The 17,990-nt window shown below is 66.8% G+C and carries 11 protein-coding genes; 5 read left to right on the top strand and 6 right to left on the bottom strand.

What is annotated here, in order from left to right:
• Positions 1–215 precede the first annotated feature (215 nt).
• Positions 216–1,160 carry a choline ABC transporter substrate-binding protein gene (locus E8E91_RS16220; protein ID WP_280376868.1) on the bottom strand — a complete coding sequence of 315 codons (945 nt, stop codon included), beginning with the start codon at positions 1,158–1,160 and terminating at the stop codon, positions 216–218.
• 276 nt (positions 1,161–1,436) lie between these two features.
• Between E8E91_RS16220 and E8E91_RS16215 the strand changes: the two genes are divergently transcribed.
• From E8E91_RS16215 to E8E91_RS16205, 3 genes are read left to right on the top strand one after another with little or no spacing between them, the layout of a single operon-like run.
• Positions 1,437–2,606 (top strand): aromatic ring-hydroxylating dioxygenase subunit alpha, encoded by a 1,170-nt coding sequence (locus tag E8E91_RS16215; RefSeq protein WP_280376867.1) that lies wholly within the window; start codon positions 1,437–1,439, stop codon positions 2,604–2,606.
• 22 nt (positions 2,607–2,628) lie between these two features.
• The gene (locus E8E91_RS16210) at positions 2,629–4,284 is read left to right on the top strand and encodes a choline dehydrogenase (protein ID WP_280376865.1); all 1,656 of its coding nucleotides are present in this window, start codon (positions 2,629–2,631) and stop codon (positions 4,282–4,284) included.
• Between the two features lie 27 nt (positions 4,285–4,311).
• Positions 4,312–5,343, top strand: coding sequence for a GlxA family transcriptional regulator (locus E8E91_RS16205; RefSeq protein ID WP_179060174.1), 1,032 nt, complete (start codon positions 4,312–4,314; stop codon positions 5,341–5,343).
• 471 nt (positions 5,344–5,814) lie between these two features.
• Here the strand turns inward: E8E91_RS16205 and E8E91_RS16200 are convergent, their stop codons facing one another.
• Positions 5,815–6,546, bottom strand: coding sequence for a class II aldolase and adducin N-terminal domain-containing protein (locus E8E91_RS16200; protein WP_280376862.1), 732 nt, complete (start codon positions 6,544–6,546; stop codon positions 5,815–5,817).
• Positions 6,547–6,741: 195 nt separating this feature from the next.
• On the opposite strand from E8E91_RS16200, the gene E8E91_RS16195 reads away from it, so the two are divergent.
• The gene (locus E8E91_RS16195; protein ID WP_280376860.1) at positions 6,742–8,214 is read left to right on the top strand and encodes an aldehyde dehydrogenase family protein; all 1,473 of its coding nucleotides are present in this window, start codon (positions 6,742–6,744) and stop codon (positions 8,212–8,214) included.
• Positions 8,215–8,217: 3 nt separating this feature from the next.
• Here E8E91_RS16195 and E8E91_RS16190 read toward each other — a convergent pair whose 3' ends face one another.
• The 4 genes from E8E91_RS16190 to E8E91_RS16175 all read right to left on the bottom strand — a co-directional run bounded on the left by E8E91_RS16190 (position 8,218) and on the right by E8E91_RS16175 (position 13,165).
• Positions 8,218–9,489: an MFS transporter gene (locus E8E91_RS16190; RefSeq protein WP_280376858.1), complete on the bottom strand. Its 1,272-nt coding sequence runs from the start codon at positions 9,487–9,489 to the stop codon at positions 8,218–8,220.
• Positions 9,490–9,758: 269 nt separating this feature from the next.
• On the bottom strand, positions 9,759–11,156 hold the full coding sequence (gene ppnN, locus E8E91_RS16185) for a nucleotide 5'-monophosphate nucleosidase PpnN (RefSeq protein ID WP_280376857.1): 1,398 nt from the start codon (positions 11,154–11,156) through the stop codon (positions 9,759–9,761).
• Between the two features lie 252 nt (positions 11,157–11,408).
• Positions 11,409–12,455, bottom strand: coding sequence for a class I SAM-dependent methyltransferase (locus tag E8E91_RS16180; RefSeq protein ID WP_280376854.1), 1,047 nt, complete (start codon positions 12,453–12,455; stop codon positions 11,409–11,411).
• A 215-nt stretch (positions 12,456–12,670) separates the two neighbouring features.
• A complete protein-coding gene (locus E8E91_RS16175) occupies positions 12,671–13,165 on the bottom strand; it encodes a hypothetical protein (protein WP_280376851.1) in 495 nt (164 codons plus the stop codon).
• 202 nt (positions 13,166–13,367) lie between these two features.
• Here E8E91_RS16175 and E8E91_RS16170 point away from each other — a divergent pair, with 202 nt between their 5' ends.
• Positions 13,368–17,768, top strand: a complete 4,401-nt coding sequence (locus E8E91_RS16170; protein WP_280376848.1) for a DEAD/DEAH box helicase — start codon at positions 13,368–13,370, stop codon at positions 17,766–17,768.
• The last annotated feature ends 222 nt before the right edge of the window (positions 17,769–17,990 follow it).

The following is a 17,990-nucleotide window of genomic DNA, read 5'->3' as shown; positions in this document are numbered from 1 at the left end:
CTGATGCCATAGCGTCGGCACAGCTCGCGGACATTGCTCTGCGGCTGTTCGGCCAACCACACAAATTCACGCCGAATCGACATGGTGGTGCACTCCTGCCACGGCATCGCTCGAACTCCTCATTCGACGGATCCCGTAAGCGTAAATGCGTTACCTATGTCTCCCGACACCCGTTACCTATGTCCCCCGGCTGAACACGCAGCGCACCCTACGGGCTACAGCCCCAGGCTACCCTTCACCGCCGGCAGCGCCGCCGCCCCGTCATAGGTCGTCACCCCCGCCAGCCACTGTTCCAGCACCTGTGGGTTGGCCTTCAGCCAGGCCTTTGCCGCCGCTTCGGGCTGTTCCTTGTCATCGAGGATGGCGCCCATGATCTGGTTCTCCATGGCCAGGCTGAATTCCAGGTTCTTCAGCAGGGCGCCGACATTGCCGCACTCCGCGCTGTAGCCCTTGCGGGTGTGGGTATCCACCACCGCGCTGCCGTAGTTGGGGCCGAAGCTGGCGTCACCGCCGCTGAGGTAGCGAATGGCGAACTTCGTGTTCATCGGGTGCGGTTCCCAGGCCAGGAACACCACGGGCTTTTGTGCCTGTACGGCGCGGCGCACCTGCACCAGCATGCCGGCTTCGCTGGACTCCACCAGCTTGAAGCCGTTGAGGCCGAACTGGCCCTTGTCGATCAACCCCTGGATCAACAGGTTGCCGTCGTTGCCGGGCTCGATGCCGTAGATGTGCCCCTCCAGTTGCTGGCGGAAGCGGCCGATGTCCTTGAAGTCCTTCAGCCCGGCATCGAAGGTGTATGCCGGCACCGCCAGGGTGTACTTGGCGCCCAGCAGGTTGGTGCGCACCTTCTCCACGCTGCCTTTCTCCAGGAAGGGTTTGGCGATCACTTCCATCGAGGGCATCCAGGCGCCCAGGTAGACATCGATGTTGTTCTTCTCCATGCCCATATAGGCCATGGGAATGGAGGCCAGTTGGGTCTGCGGCTTGTAGCCCAGCCCCTTGAGCAAGGTGCTGGCCAGTCCCGTGGTGGCGGAGATATCGGCCCAGCCGACCTCCGCCATGCGCACGGTCTTGCAGCTGGCGGGCTCGGCCGCCGGGGTGGTGACCGAGTAGCTGGTGAGCAGGGATGCAGCGAGCAGGCACAGGACTTTCTTCGACATGGTTGACGCTCCTATCGGGCGGCTACGGCAGAAGTCAGTGGGATGCTGTGGGGCTCTTCGGCCCCCTTCGCCTGCCCGAGCATAGGGAGGCGTAGACCTGCCACTTGATGGGAAACGACATCTTCTGCCGCAGCCAGGAACGGCGGGGGAGGGTGTTGATCTTTTGCGCTGGCAACTCGTCGCTTGACGTCAATTCCGCCCATTTTTGCTCCCCTAGATTGGCTCCCAAAGCAGGCCGCCGAGCCGCACGAACACCACCTGGGAGGAGTACCGATCATGCAATCCGTCGAAGCCATCAAGCTGCAAACCTCTATCGAAGGCTGGGCCGAACAGGACCCCGAATCTGCCTTCACCCTGCCGTCGCGCTACTTCTTCGATGAGAGCCTGTTCAAGGCCGAGCGCGACCGCATCTTCATGCACGCCTGGCATGTGGCTGGGCACAAGAGCGAGTTCCGCGAGCCGGGCCAGTACGTGGTGGTGGACCTGTTCGACCAGAGCGTGGTGGTGGCGCGCAGCATGAAGGGCGAGATCCGCGCCTTCCACAACGTCTGCCAGCACCGCGGCAACCGCCTGCTGGAAAGCCGTCGCGGCACCACCGGCGGCGTGGTGCGCTGCGCCTACCACTCCTGGTGCTACGAGATGGACGGCAGCCTGCGCAGCGCGCCGCGTTGCGAGCGGATGAAGGACTTCGAGCTGCAGCAGTTCAACATCCCGCAGGTGCGGGTGGAGGAACTGGGCGGCTTCATCTACTTCAACCTCGACCCCAAGGCTCCGTCCCTGGCCGAGCTGTTCCCCGGCGCCGACGAGGAGATGCACCGGGTGTTCCCCAACCTCGAGCGCATGCGCCTGATCGAGGAGCAGGACGTGATCGTGCCGGCCAACTGGAAGGTGATCATGGACAACTCCATCGAGGGCTATCACTTCAAGCTGTCCGGCCCCTGCCACATCGACCTGGCCAAGCTGATCGACTTCAAGGGCTACCGCCTGACCAAGCGCGATAACTGGTGGACCTACATCGCCCCGGCCAACCTCCAGGCCGGCGAAGCCTACGGCGTGAAGTTGCGGGAAGACCTGAACCCGAACGAGTGCTTCTTCAACATCGGCATGTGGCCGAACAACACCTTCTACACCTTCCCGTTCTCCGAGTTCCTCGGCACCTTCATCATGATTCCGCTGGATGCCGAGCGTTCCCTGCTGCGCTTCGGTTACTACAGCTCCAACGAAGAGACAGCGGAGGTCAGCAAGGCCTGCATGCGCTGGATGAACGAAGAGCTGGGGCCGGAAGACATCGAGCTCAACATCACCGTGCAGAAGGGCCTGCATTCCCTCGGCTACGACCAGGGCCGCTACATGATCGACGCCCAGCGCAGCAACGAGAGCGAGCACCTGGTGCATCACTTCCACCGCCTGGTGTTCAAGGGCATCCATGGCGAGGAGCGGGCCTGAGCCCGCTTCCGGAGGACGTGCCATGTCCGAGTTCGATTACCTGATTGTCGGCGCAGGCTCGGCCGGCTGCGTGCTGGCCAACCGCCTGGGCGCCGAGCCCGGTGTGAAGGTGTTGGTGCTGGAAGCCGGGCCGCTGGACCAGAGCTGGACCATCGACATGCCTTCGGCCGTGGGCATAGTCGTTGGCGGCAATCGCTACAACTGGAGCTACAGCACCGAGCCCGAGCCCTGGCTGGACAACCGCCGCATCGGCACGCCGCGCGGTCGTACCCTGGGTGGCTCCTCGTCCATCAACGGCATGGTCTACATCCGTGGCCATGCCCGCGACTACGACAGCTGGGCCGAGCAGGGCTGCGACGGCTGGAGCTACCAGGACGTGCTGCCCTACTTCATCCGGGCGGAAAACCACGAGCACGGTGCCGACGCCTACCACGGCGACGCCGGGCACCTGCACGTGACCGCGGGCAACATCGACGCGCCGCTCTGTTCCGCCTTCGTCCAGGCCGGCGTGGAAGCGGGCTATGGGCAGAGCCGCGACCTCAACGGCTTCCGCCAGGAAGGCTTCGGCCCGGTGGATCGAACCACCCGCAAGGGCAAGCGCTGGAGCACCGCCCGTGGCTACCTGGCCGAGGCGTTGCAACGCGGCAATGTCACGGTCGCCACCGGTGCTTTGAGCCTGCGCATTCTCTTCGAGGGGCGCCGCGCCTGCGGTATCGAGTACGAGCAGAACGGCCAGGTGCACCAGGCCCGCGCCCGCCGCGAAGTGATCCTCGCCGCCGGGGCGATCAACTCGCCGCAATTGCTGTTGCTATCGGGCGTCGGTCCGGCGGAGGAAATCCGTGCTCATGGCCTGCCGGTCGTGCATGACCTGCCCGGCGTCGGCCGGCGCCTCAACGATCATCCGGACACCGTGGTGCAGTACCTGTGCAAGCAGCCGGTGTCCATCTACCCCTGGACCCGCGCGCCGGGCAAATGGTGGATCGGGGCGCGCTGGTTCGTCAGCCACGACGGCCTGGCCGCGAGCAACCATTTCGAGGCCGGGGCCTTCATCCGCTCGCGGGCGGGCGTCGAGCACCCGGACCTGCAGCTCACCTTCATGCCGCTCGCGGTGCAGCCGGGCAGCGTCGACCTGGTGCCGGCGCACGCCTTCCAGATCCACATCGACCTGATGCGTCCCACCAGCCTCGGCAGCGTCACCCTGCATGGCGCCGACCCGCGGCTGTCGCCACGCATCCAGTTCAACTACCTGAAGACCGAGCAGGACCGCGCCGACATGCGCGCCGGTGCGCGGCTGGTGCGGGAGATCATCGAGCAGCCGGCCATGCGTGCGCTGAAAGGCAAGGAGCTGGTGCCGGGGCCGGAGAACCTCAGTGACCAGGCCCTGGATGCCTGGGCCCGGCGCGTGACCGAAACCGGCTACCACGCCAGCGGGACCTGCAAGATGGGGCCGGCCAGCGACCCGGAAGCGGTGGTCGATCCAGAGCTGCGGGTGCACGGGCTGGAGGGACTGCGGGTGGTGGATGCGTCGATCATGCCGATCATCGTCAGTGGCAACACCAATGCGCCAACCGTGATGATCGCGGAGAAGGCCAGCGATATGATCCGGGGCCAGTCACCCCTGCCTGCGGCCCAGGTCCCGGTGTGGACCCATCCGGACTGGCGTGGACAACAACGATAACCAGAGCACTGACGAGAGGTGCCGAACGTGGAAGGCCTGAACTCCCGGGAACGCCCGCTGGGTGGCGACAGCACGCTGCGCGTCGGCCTGCTGCTGTTGCCGTCATTCCCGAGCCTGGGATTGGCGGCGGTCGCCGAGCCGCTGGCCATCGCCAACTGGCTGAGCCAGAAGCCGCTGTTCCAATGGACCCTGCTGTCGCTGGATGGCCAACCGGTACAGGCCAGCAATGGCCTGTCGAGCCAGGTGGAGGCGGGCATCAGCCCGGAGCAGGAGTTCGACCTCTGCTTCGTCATCGCCAGCTTCGATGTGCACCGGCACTGCCGCAACAACCTGCTGAAGAGCTGGCTGCGCAAGCAGGCGTTGTTCGGCGCCGTGCTGGTGGGGGTGGAAACCGGCACCGAACTGCTGGCTGCTGCCGGCGTACTGGATGGCTACGACGCGGCGGTGCATTGGGACAACTTGCCGGGCTTCCAGGAGAGCTATCCCAAGGTGCGCTCCCGCGCCCAGCTCTATTGCCTCGACCGCCAGCGCCTGACCTGTGCGGGTGCCGCCGCCATCCTGGACATGATGCTCACCTGGCTGGGCAGCCGGATCGACGCGGACCTGGCCCGGGAGATCGGCATGCACCTGTTGGTGGGGCAGGTGCGCGCGCCGACGGAGAGCCAGCTCGACGATGGCCAGAAGGGTGAACCGCTGCACGAGGGCAAGCTGCGCCGCGCTGTGCGCTTGATGGAGCAGACCCTGGAAGAACCCCTGGACTGCGAGGCCATCGCCAGCCGCGTCGGCCTGTCGCGCCGGCAACTGGAGCGCCAGTTCAAGCAGCACACCGGGCTGTCGCCGCTGAAGTACTACATCGCCCTGCGTCTGGCCCGCGCCCACAACCTGCTGCAACAGACCAACCTCAGCGTCGCCCAGGTGGCCGCCAGTTCCGGCTTCGGTTCCCTGGAGCATTTCTCCCGCGCCTACCGCGCCCGCTTCGGCTGCCCGCCCAGCGAAGACCGCAGCCAGACCTGGACCGCCCCGGTGATGCGCCAGCCGCTGACAAGGCAGGGGGCGTAGGGAAGGGCGGATCTGCGATCCGCTTTTCGCGACTGAAGTCGCTCCCACAGGAGGAGCACCAGCCCTGCAGGCGCGAGTTACCCCTAGCCCGCTTGCGGGAGAGGGGCCGGGGGAGAGGGGAGTGGGCCCCGCTCGGACTCCCAAGGGCAAACCTTCGGCCTGCTTGGCGAATGAATTCGCCCCTACAGGTAGTGCGCGGAACTGCCAGTGTGAGTCACCCCTCTCCTCTTCAGGGAGAGGGGCCGGGGGAGAGGGGAGTGGGCCCCGCTCGGACTGCCAAGGGCAAACCTTCGGCCTGCTTGGCGAATGAATTCGCCCCTACAGGGAAAAGCCCCGAAGTTTGGGATAGCGATTGTCCTGCTCGATGTTTCCGTAGGTTGGGCAGAGCGAAGCCCAACAATCCTGGGCACATTCCCTGTTGGGCTTCGCGGAGCTCAGCCACAACCTACGGCAGCACCGGGTTCCATCGGGCTACAACCGATACTCCACCTCTTCCCGATCGAGCATCCGCCTGAGCGCCGCGAAGTGCTTCTCGGCGAAGTCCGGATACTCCAGCCATTGCCGGGCCGTCTTGCGCGCCACCTCGTCGCTGGCGATGCGCAGCGGTCGGCCGGTGGCCAAGGCGGTGATGTAGGTCTCGCAGGCGCGCTCGAAGTAGTAGAGGTCATCGAAGGCCTGGGCCACGCTGGTGGCGGCGACCATCACGCCGTGGTTGCCCATCAGCAGCACCGGCTTGCCATCCAGCAGGCGGCTGACCCGTTCCGCTTCATCACCCAGCCCCATGCCGTCGAAACCTTCGTCTATCGCCACCCGCTCGAAAAAGCGCATGCAGTTCTGCTCGATGGGCGGCAGGTTCGAGTCGGCCAGGCAGGCCAGGGCGGTGGCGTATTTCGAGTGGGTGTGCAGCACGCAGCGGGCCTGGGGATGGTTGCGGTGCAGGGCGCCGTGCAGGGCCCAGGCGGTGATGTCCGGGGCGTCGGGGCGGTCGAGGGTGCTCGGGTCATCGGCATCCACCAGGATCAGGTCGCTGGCGCGGATTTCCGAGAAGTGCTTGCCGTAGGGGTTGATCAGGAACTGCCGGCCATCGGCGGATACCGCCAGGCTGAAGTGGTTGGCGATGGCCTCGTGCAGGCCCAGGCGGGCGGCCCAGCGGAAGGCGCAGGCGAGGTCGACCCGCGCCTGCCAGTGATCGAGTTTGTCCATGGGGACTCCATGCGGGGTGGGTTGTTGGATTCGAGTCTAGGGAGCTGAGGTCGGGCGACTTGATGTGGAGCGACCTCCCCTGGCGCGTTCGTTCAACCGACGCAATGCGCCAGCGTTTCGCCGCATTCCATCAACCGCCCGCCAGCGGCCTGGCCGACAGTGACGCCACCTTCAATCCGAACCCAGGAGATGCCCATGGCGACCCACCAACTCTTCATCGACGGCCAGTGGCGTGACCCGGTCGAACCCCGGCTGCGGCCGGTGATCAACCCGGCCGATGAGGACGTGCTGGCGCAGGTGGCGGTCGCCGCTGCGGCGGATGCCGACCTGGCGATCGCTGCTGCGCGCCGTGCCTTCGACCAGGGTGACTGGCCCTGGTTGGGTGTCTGCGAGCGGGCCGCGATCCTGCGGCGCATCGCCGACGCCATCGAGGTCGATGGCGATCACCTGGCACGTCTGGAAACCCTCAACGCCGGCAAGACCTTCGGCGAAAGCCAGGGTGATGTGGCCAATGTGGTGGCGACCTTCCGCTTCTATGCCGCCTTGCTGGAAGGTGAGGGTGGGACCGCCAACACTCACGCGCCGGCCCATGTCATCAGCCTCAACCAGCGTGAGCCGGTGGGCGTTTGCGCGCTGATCGCGCCCTGGAACTATCCGTTGCTGCAACTCGCCTGGAAGGTCGCCCCGGCGCTGGCTGCGGGCAACACCCTGGTGATCAAACCCAGCAGCCTGACGCCGCTGACGGCCCTGCGCCTGTGCGAGCTGATCGAGCAAGTGGGTTTGCCGGCAGGGGTGTTCAACCTGCTCACCGGCCCGGGTGAGATCGGCGAGCGTCTGGCCGCCAGCCCGGACATCGACCTGGTGTCGCTGACCGGAGGCGCAACGGCGGGAGGCAAGGTGATGCGCGCGGCCAGCGGCAACTTCAAGCGGGTGGCGCTGGAGCTGGGCGGCAAGAACCCCAACATCGTCTTCGCCGATGCCGATTTCGAAGTGGCGCTGGACCAGGCGCTCAACGCCGTTTACTTCAATGCCGGCCAGGTCTGCTCGGCGGGCTCGCGGCTGCTGGTGGAAGCGGACATCCATGACGATTTCGTCCAGGCGCTGGCCGAACGGGTGCGGCGCATCCGCTTGGGCGCCGGGTTGGCCGACGGCACGCAGATGGGGCCGGTGATATCCGCCAGCCAGCGCGATCAGGTCCTAGGCATGGTGAACGGCGCGCTGGAAGAAGGCGCCCAGCTCCTGGCCGGTGGGCGGATTCCACAGGGCGAGGGATTCGAGCGGGGCTTCTGGCTGGAACCCACCTTGCTGGGCAATGTGCGTGCGGAGATGCGCATCGCCCGCGAAGAAATCTTTGGTCCGGTAATTACGGTGGAGCGTTTCGAGGGCGAAGCCGAGGCGCTGCAACTGGCCAACGACACGCCCTTCGGCCTGGCTGCCGGTGTCTGGACCCGCGATCTCGCCAAGGCCCATCGCGTGGCTCGCCGGCTGCGGGCCGGCACGGTGTGGATCAACGATTACAACGCAGCTTTTCCCCAGGCACCCTGGGGCGGCTACAAGTCCAGCGGGATCGGTCGCGAGCTGTCGCGGGCCGGGCTGGATGAGTTCAGTGAGTTCAAGCACCTCTACCTGAACACCAGCCCGGCAGCGTTGAACTGGTTCGGCGTATGAGCCTCAGCCGGTCAGCGCCGCCCGCCGTCCACGCTCCAGGCGCACGCTGGCGAGTAGCAGCAGGCCGATCACGAAGTAGCTGCCGGTGATCAGCATGGCCAGGCGGTGGTCGCCACCGGACAGCCAACTGGCCAGGCCGTAGGTCATGGGGCCGAGGATGGCGGAGAGCTTCACCGCCTGGCCCCAGAGGCCGAAGAACTCCGCCAACCGCGTGGGCGGGGCGAGCAGGCCGACGATGGCGCGCCCCGCCGACTGGCTGGCGCCCATGCACAGGCCGGCGATGTTGGCGGCGGCCCAGAACAGCGCCGGGCCGCTGGCCAGCCAGATCATCCCCACCATGGCCAGCCAGCCCAGCAGGGTCAGCGCCAGGGTTGGGCGGTGACCGATGCGGTCCTGCAGCCAGCCGAACAGCACCGCGCCGACGGAGGCGGTGATGTTGACGATGAAGATCAGCATCAGCGTGTCCTGGGTGGTGAAGCCCATCACCTGGTCGGCGTAGATGGCCGCCAGGCTGATCACTGCGGCGATGCCGGCCTGGTAGCAGACGGTGCAGGCGAGGAAGCGCATCAGGTCGCGGTAGCGCCCGGCTTCGCGCATGGTCCGGGCGAAGCGTGCCCAGGCGCCGCCCGCCACGGCCGGTTGCGGCTGGCTGCGCTCCTTCAGGTAGAGGAAGGTCGGGGTACTGGCGAGGGCGAAGAGCAGGGCGGTGATGACTACGCAGACCGGCACGAACTGCGCGGCTGTCTGGCCCTGCCCCTGCGCCCAACTGACATAACCCAGGCAGGCCCCCAGGCTGACCAGACCGCCGATGTAGCCCAGCCCCCAGCCCCAACCGGACACCCGGCCCAGTGCGTCATCGCGGGCGAGTTCGGGAAGGAAGGCGGCGATCAGGTTTTCCCCGGTGCCGAAGCAGAAGTTCGACAGCACCACGAAGAGCACCGCCAGTGCCATGGCGCCCGGTCCGGCCAAGGCCAGTGCGGCGGTGAAGATCACGCAGCCGAGGGTGCTGAACAGCAACAGGCGTTTCTTGCGTGCGGTGGCGTCGGCATAGGCGCCGATCAGCGGCGCGGTGAGGATCACCAGGGCGTAGGAGAGGGCGAGGGTACTGGTCCAGGCCAGGGTGCCCCAGGATTTCCCTTCGGCCACCACGGCGACGAAGTAGGCGTTGAAGACGGCGGTGATGATCACCGTTGTGTAGCCGGAGTTGGCGAAGTCGAACATCGCCCAGGCCCAGATTTCCCGGCGCGTCACGCCGGAGGCAAGGCTGGATCGCATGGCGCTTTATTCCCCCTGTCGAGCGTCCCGGAGAGACTAGCCCCGAGCGGGCCATCTCGCGACCGGAGTGCCTCGTGTCACGTCCTGGGGTGAATGATGGGGTCTGTCGTAGGGTGGATCACGCTTCACCGATTCACCATTGGGGGGCCCGGAATCGCGCCGATGGTGGATGAAAAAGGCGCCATCGACCCGACAGGGTTGATGCTGTGGGAGCGATTTCAATCGCGAATAAATTCGCTCCCACATTGCAAGCCCACATGGCAGCGGTATTACCCGGCCAGCTTGGCTGTCTCGCTCTGCACCACCCGATAGCAGGGCACATACGCCGCGCCGCCGGGCAGTTTCATCCGGTGCTGGCGGACGAAGGCCTTGAGCAGCTCGTCCAGCGGCTGCATCACCGCCGCGTCGCCGTGGATCTCATAGGGGCCGTGCTGTTCGATCAGGCGGATGCCCTTGTCCTTCACGTTGCCGGCCACGATGCCGGAGAACGCCCGGCGCAGGTTGGCGGCCAGCTCGTGTGGCGGCAGGTCGCGGCGCAGTTCGAGGCTGGCCATGTTCTCGTGGGAAGGCTCGAACGGGTGCTGGAAGCTTTCGTCGATCTTCAGCAGCCAGTTGAAGTGGAAGGCATCCGCGCGTTCGCGGCGATACTGCTTCACCGCCTTGAGGCCCTGGGCCATCTCGATGGCCACTGCTGCCGGGTCGTCGATGATGATCTTGTAGCGGCCCTGTGCGGCTTCGCCCAGGGTTGCGCCGACGAAGGCGTGCAACTGCTCCAGATAAGCCGCTGCGCTCTTCGGCCCGGTGAGCACCAGGGGGAAGGGCAGGTCCTGGTTGTCCGGGTGCATCAGGATGCCCAGCAGGTAGAGGAATTCCTCCGCCGTACCGGCGCCGCCCGGGAAGATGATGATGCCGTGGCCCACGCGAACGAAGGCTTCCAGGCGCTTCTCGATGTCCGGGAGGATCACCAGTTCGTTGACGATGGGGTTGGGGGCCTCGGCGGCGATGATGCCCGGCTCGGTCAGGCCCAGGTAGCGACCACCGTGGGTGCGCTGCTTGGCGTGGCCGATGGTGGCGCCCTTCATCGGGCCCTTCATCACGCCCGGCCCGCAGCCGGTGCAGACGTCCAGGCTGCGCAGGCCCAGCTCGTGGCCGACCTTCTTGGTGTACTTGTATTCGTCGGTGCTGATGGAGTGGCCACCCCAGCACACGACGATCTTCGGCTCGACGCCAGCGCGCAGGGTGCGGGCGTTGCGCAGCAGTTGGAAAACGTAGTCGGTGATGCCTTCGGAGCTGTCCAGGTCGAAGCGGCGGCTCTTCAGTTCGTTCTCGGTGTGGACGATGTCGCGCAGGGCGCTGAACAGCATCTCGCGGGTGCCGGCGATCATCTCGCCGTCGACGAAGGCGTCGGCGGGGGCGTTGATCAGCTCCAGGCGCACACCACGGTCCTGCTGGTGAATGCGGACTTCGAAGTCCTTGTAGGCGTCGAGGATGGTCTTGGCGTTGTCGCTATGCGCGCCGGTGTTGAGGATGGCCAGGGCGCACTGGCGGAAGAGCTGGTACATGCGGCCGGAACCGGCTTCGCTGAGCTGCTGCACTTCGAATTGGGAGAGGGTGTCGAGGGCGCCCTTGGGGCTGACCTGGGCATTGATGACTTGTCTTCTGTGCATTCGGAATTTCCTTGCAACGATGCCGGAGGGCCGGTCGACCCAACGCGGCGGAATGCTGGGCGCCGATTTCCATGGCGCAGGTTGAGGCGGTGTTTCTTATCTGGGCACTACTAAGTTACGGATTTATTGCGGGAAAGTTTTGGCGGTCATGGATCAGCGTAATAGCGAGATTACTCCCTGTCTGACAAGGACTTTCTTGGAGATGTTCAAGGCGGGGGCGGTGGGCGGTTCGAATGCCGCCCACCGGTTGCTTCACTTGCGTGCTTCGAGGATCAGGTTGAACGGCGTTTCCGTGGCTCGGCGGAAGCTGGTGAAGCCGGCCTCCTCGAACACCTTGCGCAGGCGTGCTTCGCCGGCCTGGGCGCCGAGGCCGAGCCCGACTTCCTGAGACAGGGAATTGGGTGTGCAGATGAAGGTTGAGGCCGAGTAGAACAGGCGCCCCACCGGCGTCATGTTGTCGTCGAGATGATCGTGGGCGAAGGGCTCCACCAAGAGCACGGTGCCGTCGGGCTTCAACGTCTGGTAGGCATGCCGGGCGGCACCCACCGGATCGCCCATGTCGTGCAGGCAGTCGAAGTAGCAGATCAGGTCGAACCCGTCGCCGGGGTAGTCCTTGGCGCTGGCCTGGACGAAGGTCGCGCGGTCCGCCACGCCGCCATCCTGGGCCCGCCGGTTGGCGGTCTCGATGGAGGGGCCGTGGTAGTCGAAGCCGATGAAGCGCGAGGCGGGAAAGGCCTGGGCCAGGATCACGGTGGACGCGCCGTGGCCGCAACCGACGTCGGCGACCTTGGCGCCGGCCTGCAGCTTGTCCACCACGCCATCCAGGGACGGTAGCCACTCGGCCACCAGGTGGGCGCGGTAGCCGGGGCGGAAGAAACGCTCGGTGCCGCTGAACATGCACGGGTGGTGATCGCCCCAGGCGAGGGCACCATCGCCGCGCATGGCTTTCACCAGCTTGTCCTTGTCGTGGAAGAGCGCCGCGATGACCGAAGCACCGCCGGCCACGTACACCGGCGAGTCTTCCACGGCCAGGGCGAGCGCCTGTTCTTCCGGCAGGCGGAAGCGCCCGTTGTCGTGTTCCATGTAGCCGGAAGCGGCGTGGGCGCTCAGCCATTCACGCAGCAGGCGCGCGTTGCAACCGGTGCGGTTGGCCAGCTCGTCCGGGCTCACCGGCTGGCTGTCGGCCATCGCGCGATACAGGCCGAGTTCGTCGCCGACGATGATATTGGCGAGCATCGCTGCGCCACCCATGTCGGAGACCAGCTTGCCCATGAACTCGTTGAGCCTGGATTCGTCCATTGCCTGTCCTCCTTCGATGAGCGGGCAGATAGCGAAAAGCGGCGGGGAGCGTAGAGAGTCTGTGGAAGGAGCCGCGGCAGCCGAGTCGTGTGTAGCTGGAGTGGCCCCCTCCGTGTCCCGCAATCACGGGACACTTTTAGTTTAGTGGCCTGCCGATGGCTTATTGCCGGTCGGTCCGGCCAGCCGATGAGTGGCCGGCGGTCAGCGGCCAGCGGTCAGACGTAGATGCTGACCCCGCCCTTGGCCTGCAGCCAGTCGCGGTAGGTGGTCAGGGAGTTCGTTTTCTTGTCGCCGTCGTAGCCGACAAAACCGAGGCCGCTGTCCTTCTCGTCGAAGCCGGCGTCGATCAGCTTCTGCACCTTGTCCTTGAGCTTCAGGGCTTCGTCCCGGTCCAGCTCGGCGACATCCGGCAGCTGGATCTTGTCGGCGCCGCCAGATGATGGGGTCGTCTTCGTGGGCTGGGTGCCGCTGAAATGGCTGCCGCCGATGGCATTGCCACCGCCGCTCATGGCGCGGAACAGGCCGCCACGGCTCTGGGCGATCAGGGCGTTGGCATAGCGGCGCAGGTCGGCCACCGGGTCTTGGGTGGCGGTCGATTTGTCTGCGGCCTTGGACTCGGTCTTTTCTGTGCCGGTGCTGTTGCTGCTGTTGCTCCGGGAGGCGAGACCGAGGTAGCGGGAAATGGCCGAATTGGCGGAAATGGTGGTCATGGCAGTTCCTCTGCGCGATCTGACCACTTGATCAGCATTATTCGGGCCAGTTTGCTGAAAGGCACGTGGTTGCTGGGACTTTGAGTACTGGCGTGCCAATGCTGCGGCAGGGGCTTGCCGCCGGCAGGCAACGGTCTGCCGGATGGCGACCATCGGTCCGTCTCTCTTGAGCGGTGGTTGCAGGCCAACCATAGTGGGAGCCATGACCTCGACCCGCTCACCCATACCGGCCGCGCTGGAGGGTTTCCATCCCGCCGTCGCCGCCTGGTTCCGCACCAGCTTCCCCGCGCCGACGGCAGCCCAGGCACGCGCCTGGCCGGCCATACGCGCTGGCGCGAGCACACTGGTGGCAGCGCCCACCGGGTCGGGCAAGACCCTCACCGCCTTCCTTTCCGCTATCGACGAACTGGTCCACGAAGGGCTGGAGCAGGGCGGCCTGCCGGACCGCTGCACAGTGGTCTACGTCTCGCCGTTGAAGGCGTTGTCCAACGACATCCGCATCAATCTGGAGGAGCCCCTGGCGGGCATCCGCGCGGAGCTTTCGCGGCTGGGACTGGAGGATGTGGATATCCGCACCGCCGTGCGCACCGGCGATACACCCCAGGCCGAGCGCGACGCCATGCGCAAGCGCCCGCCGCACATCCTGGTGACCACGCCGGAATCCCTCTACATCCTGCTTGGCTCCGAATCCGGCCGCGCCATGCTGGCCGGCTGCCGCAGCCTGATCATCGACGAGATCCACGCCATCGCCGGCAGCAAGCGCGGCAGCCACCTGATGCTCAGTGCCGAGCGCCTGGAAGCCCTGTGCGGACGCAGCTTGCAGCGCATCGGCCTGTCCGCCACGCAGAAGCCCATCGAGCGCGTGGCGGAGTTCCTCATGGGGCAGGGCCGCGATACCTGCACCCTGGTGGACGTAGGCTACAGCCGCGAACGCGATCTCGCCCTCGAAGTGCCGCCGGTGCCGCTGGAAGCGGTGCTGAGCAATGACGCCTGGGAGAAGGTCTACGACCGCCTCGCCGAGCTGGTCGCCGAACATCGCACCACCCTGGTTTTCGTCAACACCCGGCGCCTGGCCGAGCGCGTCACCCGCCACCTTTCCGAGCGCCTGGGCACCGCCGCTGTTGCCGCTCACCACGGCAGCCTGGCGCGGGACCTGCGCCTGGATGCCGAGCAGCGCCTCAAGCGTGGCGAGCTCAAGGTGTTGGTGGCCACGGCTTCGCTGGAGCTGGGCATCGACATCGGCGACGTGGAGCTGGTCTGCCAACTCGGTTCGCCACGCAGCATCGCCGCCTTCCTGCAGCGGGTCGGCCGCTCCGGCCACAGCGTCGGCGGCACGCCCAAGGGGCGGCTGTTCCCGCAATCCCGGGACGACCTGATCGAGTGTGCGGCGCTGCTGGATTGCGTGCGCCGCGATGAGTTGGACGCGCTGGTGATTCCCCATGCGCCGCTGGATGTGCTGGCCCAGCAGATGGTGGCCGAGGTGGCCTGCCAGGAGTGGGGCGAGGATGAGCTGTACCGCTTGATGATCCGCGCCATGCCTTACGCGGACCTGGCGCGGGACCGCTTCGACGCCTTGGTGAGAATGCTGTCCGAGGGCTACAACGGCCGCCAGGGCGTGCGTGGCGCCTACCTGCATCGCGATGCGGTGAATCGCCGTTTGCGCGGCCGGCGCTCTGCGCGCCTGACCGCCATCACTTCCGGTGGCGCGATTCCCGAGACCGCCGATTACGCGGTGGTGCTGGAACCCCAGGGCGTGCCGGTGGGTAGCGTGCACGAGGACTTCGCCGTGGAGAGCCTGGCCGGCGACGTGTTCCAGCTGGGCAATCAGTCCTACCGCATCCTCCGGGTGGAGCCGGGCCGGGTGCGGGTGGAAGACGCCCAGGGCCAGCCGCCGAACATTCCCTTTTGGCTGGGGGAAGCGCCGGGGCGCACGGATGAACTGTCGGCAGCGGTGGCGAGGTTGAGGGGACGGGTTGAAGCGTTGTTGGGAGACACCGAGCAGACTGCGGCTACCCTCACCCCCGGCCCCTCTCCCCGAGGGAGAGGGGAGACAAGCGGGATCGAGCGGGCGATTGAGGGATTGCGCGAAGACATCGGCCTCAGCGACGCGGCGGCACGGCAGATCGTCGAATACCTGGCGCGGGCCAGGGCTTCGCTGGGGGCATTGCCGACTCAGCGGCGGCTGGTGATGGAGCGCTTCTTCGACGAAACCGGCGGCATGCAGCTGATCATCCATTCGCCCTTCGGCAGCCGGCTCAACCGCGCCTGGGGGCTCGCGCTGCGCAAGCGCTTCTGCCGCAGCTTCAACTTCGAGCTGCAGGCGGCGGCCACCGAGGATGCGCTGATCCTTTCGCTGTCCACCAGCCACAGCTTTCCGCTGGAGGAAGTCTGGCGCTACCTGCACTCCAGCAGCGCCGAGCATCTTCTGATCCAGGCCATCCTCGACGCGCCGCTGTTCGGCGTTCGCTGGCGCTGGAACGCCTCTGCCGCGTTGGCCCTGCCCCGCTATTCCGGTGGCCGCAAGGTGGCGCCGCAGATCCAGCGCATGCGCAGCGAAGACCTGCTGGCCAGCGTCTTCCCCGACCAGGTGGCCTGCCAGGAGAACCTGGTGGGCGAGCGCGAGATTCCCGATCACCCGCTGGTGGCCCAGACCCTGGACGACTGCCTGCACGACGCCATGGATACCGAAGGCTGGCTGGCGCTGTTGCGGCGTATGGAGCGTGGCGAGGTGGAACTGGTCGCCCGCGACCTGCCGGCGCCGTCGTCCCTGGCTGCGGAAATCCTTGGCGCGCGCCCCTATGCCTTCCTCGACGATGCACCGCTGGAAGAGCGTCGCACCCAGGCCGTGCAGCAACGCCGCTGGACCGACCCGGAATCCGCCGACGACCTCGGCGCGCTGGACGCCGACGCCATCACGGCGGTGGCCGAGGAAGCCTGGCCGCAGGTGCGCGACGCCGATGAAATGCACGAAGCCGTGCTGGCCCTGGCCTGCATCACCCAGGCCGAAGTGGAGGCCAATCAGGGCTGGAACGGTTGGCTGGCGCAATTGGCCAAGGCACGCCGCGTGACTTGCCTGCACGTGGATGGCCATCCGGCTTTGTGGCTGGCGGCCGAGCGGCTGGAACAGTTCCGTGCGCTTTTTCCGGATGCCGTTCTCAAGCCGACTATTACGGCGCCTGAGGGCTTCACCGCCGATTGGTCAGCGGACACGGCGTTGCTGGAAGTGGTGCGTGCCCGGCTTGGTGGTTTCGGCCCCCTGACGCTGGTGAAACTGGCTGCTGATCTGCACCAGCCCCCTGCGGATCTGACCTTCGCCCTGGCCAGCCTGGAGCGTGAAGGCCAGGTGCTGCGAGGCCGCTTCACGCCGGGCACGGCAGAAGAGGAATGGTGCGAGCGCCATCTGCTGGCGCGCATCCATCGCTACACGGTCAAGCGGTTGCGCCGGGAGATCGAACCCGTGGAGCGCGCCGACTTCATGCGCTTCCTGTTCGACTGGCAGCGCGTTGCGCCCTCCGCCCAGGTTCGCGGTGCCGAAGCCCTGGCCACGGTGCTGGGGCAACTGGAGGGTTTTGAGGCAGCGGCGGGCGCCTGGGAAAGCGAGATATTGCCCAGCCGCGTGGCCGACTACGGCATCAACTGGCTGGATGACTTGTGCCGCGCTGGCCGGCTGGTCTGGTGCCGCCTGGGCGGGCGCGGCAAGGTGGCGGCGGGGCCAGTGCGCAGCACCCCCATCCTGCTTTTGCCGCGCAAGAGCCTGGGCCTCTGGCGGGCCTGCCTGCAGGATGCACCGACCCCGGAACCGTCCCCGCGCGCCGAGCGGGTGCGCCAGGTGCTGGCCAGCCAGGGCGCGCTGTTCTTCGACGAACTGTTGGACGAGGCCCACCTGCTGCGCAGTGAGCTGGAGGATTGCCTCGGCGAGCTGGTGGCGCTGGGCCTGGCCAATGCCGACAGCTTCGCCGGCCTGCGTTCCTTGCTGCTGCCGGCCGCGCGCCGCAGCCGGCATGACCGTCGTGCGCGTATGGCCCTGGCCAACATGCAGGACGCCGGGCGCTGGGCCTTGTTGCGGGGCAGGACGGAGAAGGGCAACGGCAAGGTTCCGGCCGAGAGCCTGGAACATGTGGCGCGCACCCTGCTGCGCCGTTATGGCGTGGTGGGCTGGCGCCTGCTGGAGCGGGAAGCCGATTGGCTACCGCCCTGGCGCGACCTGCTGCGGGTCTATCACCGCCTGGAAGCGCGCGGCGAGATTCGTGGCGGCCGATTCGTGGCGGGTGTGTCCGGCGAGCAGTTCGCCCTGCCGGAAGCTGTCGGCCTGCTGCGGGAAGTCCGCAAGCGCCCGCTGGACGGCAGCCTGGTCAGCCTCGCTGCCTGCGATCCGCTGAACCTGCTGGGCACCTTGCTGGCTGGCGCCAAGGTGCCGGCCGTGGCAGGCAATCGCCTGCTGCTGCGCGATGGTGTGCCGGTGGCGACCCTGGTGGCGGGCAAGGTGAACCTGTTGCAGGACGCCGATCCTGCCACCGCCAACGAATGGCGCGCGGCGCTGATTCGTCAGCCGGCGGCAACGCCCGTTGGTCAGCAGTCGAGGCGGGCGCGGATGCCGTTGTAGGGGGAGAATTCGGGGCTGGGCCAACTCCCTCACCCCAACCCTCTCCCAGAGGGAGAGGGGGCTGTCCGTGCCTCGGGATGACCGGCATGTGTCACCCCTCTCCCTTCGGGAGAGGGGCCGGGGGTGAGGGGGGTATCAGCCGGCGCGGACGTCCCTAACCGCTTGTAATAGCTCAGAAATTGACCCGAGGCGCGCAGCCCCGCGCGACATCTGGCCCCTGGC

It is taken from the genome of Pseudomonas sp. BN515 (assembly GCF_029873155.1).
In the GTDB taxonomy this organism is placed as follows: domain Bacteria; phylum Pseudomonadota; class Gammaproteobacteria; order Pseudomonadales; family Pseudomonadaceae; genus Metapseudomonas.
The sequence above is the reverse complement of the archived record's forward strand: the minus strand, read 5'-3'. Positions and strand labels throughout refer to the sequence as shown.

Excerpts from the sequence above, each read along its gene's own strand:
- E8E91_RS16220 (WP_280376868.1), bottom strand. The coding sequence starts at position 1,160 with ATGTCGAAGAAAGTCCTGTGCCTGCTCGCTGCATCCCTGCTCACCAGC.
- E8E91_RS16215 (WP_280376867.1), top strand. The coding sequence starts at position 1,437 with ATGCAATCCGTCGAAGCCATCAAGCTGCAAACCTCTATCGAAGGCTGG.
- E8E91_RS16210 (WP_280376865.1), top strand. The coding sequence starts at position 2,629 with ATGTCCGAGTTCGATTACCTGATTGTCGGCGCAGGCTCGGCCGGCTGC.
- E8E91_RS16200 (WP_280376862.1), bottom strand. The coding sequence starts at position 6,546 with ATGGACAAACTCGATCACTGGCAGGCGCGGGTCGACCTCGCCTGCGCC.
- E8E91_RS16195 (WP_280376860.1), top strand. The coding sequence starts at position 6,742 with ATGGCGACCCACCAACTCTTCATCGACGGCCAGTGGCGTGACCCGGTC.
- E8E91_RS16190 (WP_280376858.1), bottom strand. The coding sequence starts at position 9,489 with ATGCGATCCAGCCTTGCCTCCGGCGTGACGCGCCGGGAAATCTGGGCC.
- ppnN (WP_280376857.1), bottom strand. The coding sequence starts at position 11,156 with ATGCACAGAAGACAAGTCATCAATGCCCAGGTCAGCCCCAAGGGCGCC.
- E8E91_RS16180 (WP_280376854.1), bottom strand. The coding sequence starts at position 12,455 with ATGGACGAATCCAGGCTCAACGAGTTCATGGGCAAGCTGGTCTCCGAC.
- E8E91_RS16175 (WP_280376851.1), bottom strand. The coding sequence starts at position 13,165 with ATGACCACCATTTCCGCCAATTCGGCCATTTCCCGCTACCTCGGTCTC.
- E8E91_RS16170 (WP_280376848.1), top strand. The coding sequence starts at position 13,368 with ATGACCTCGACCCGCTCACCCATACCGGCCGCGCTGGAGGGTTTCCAT.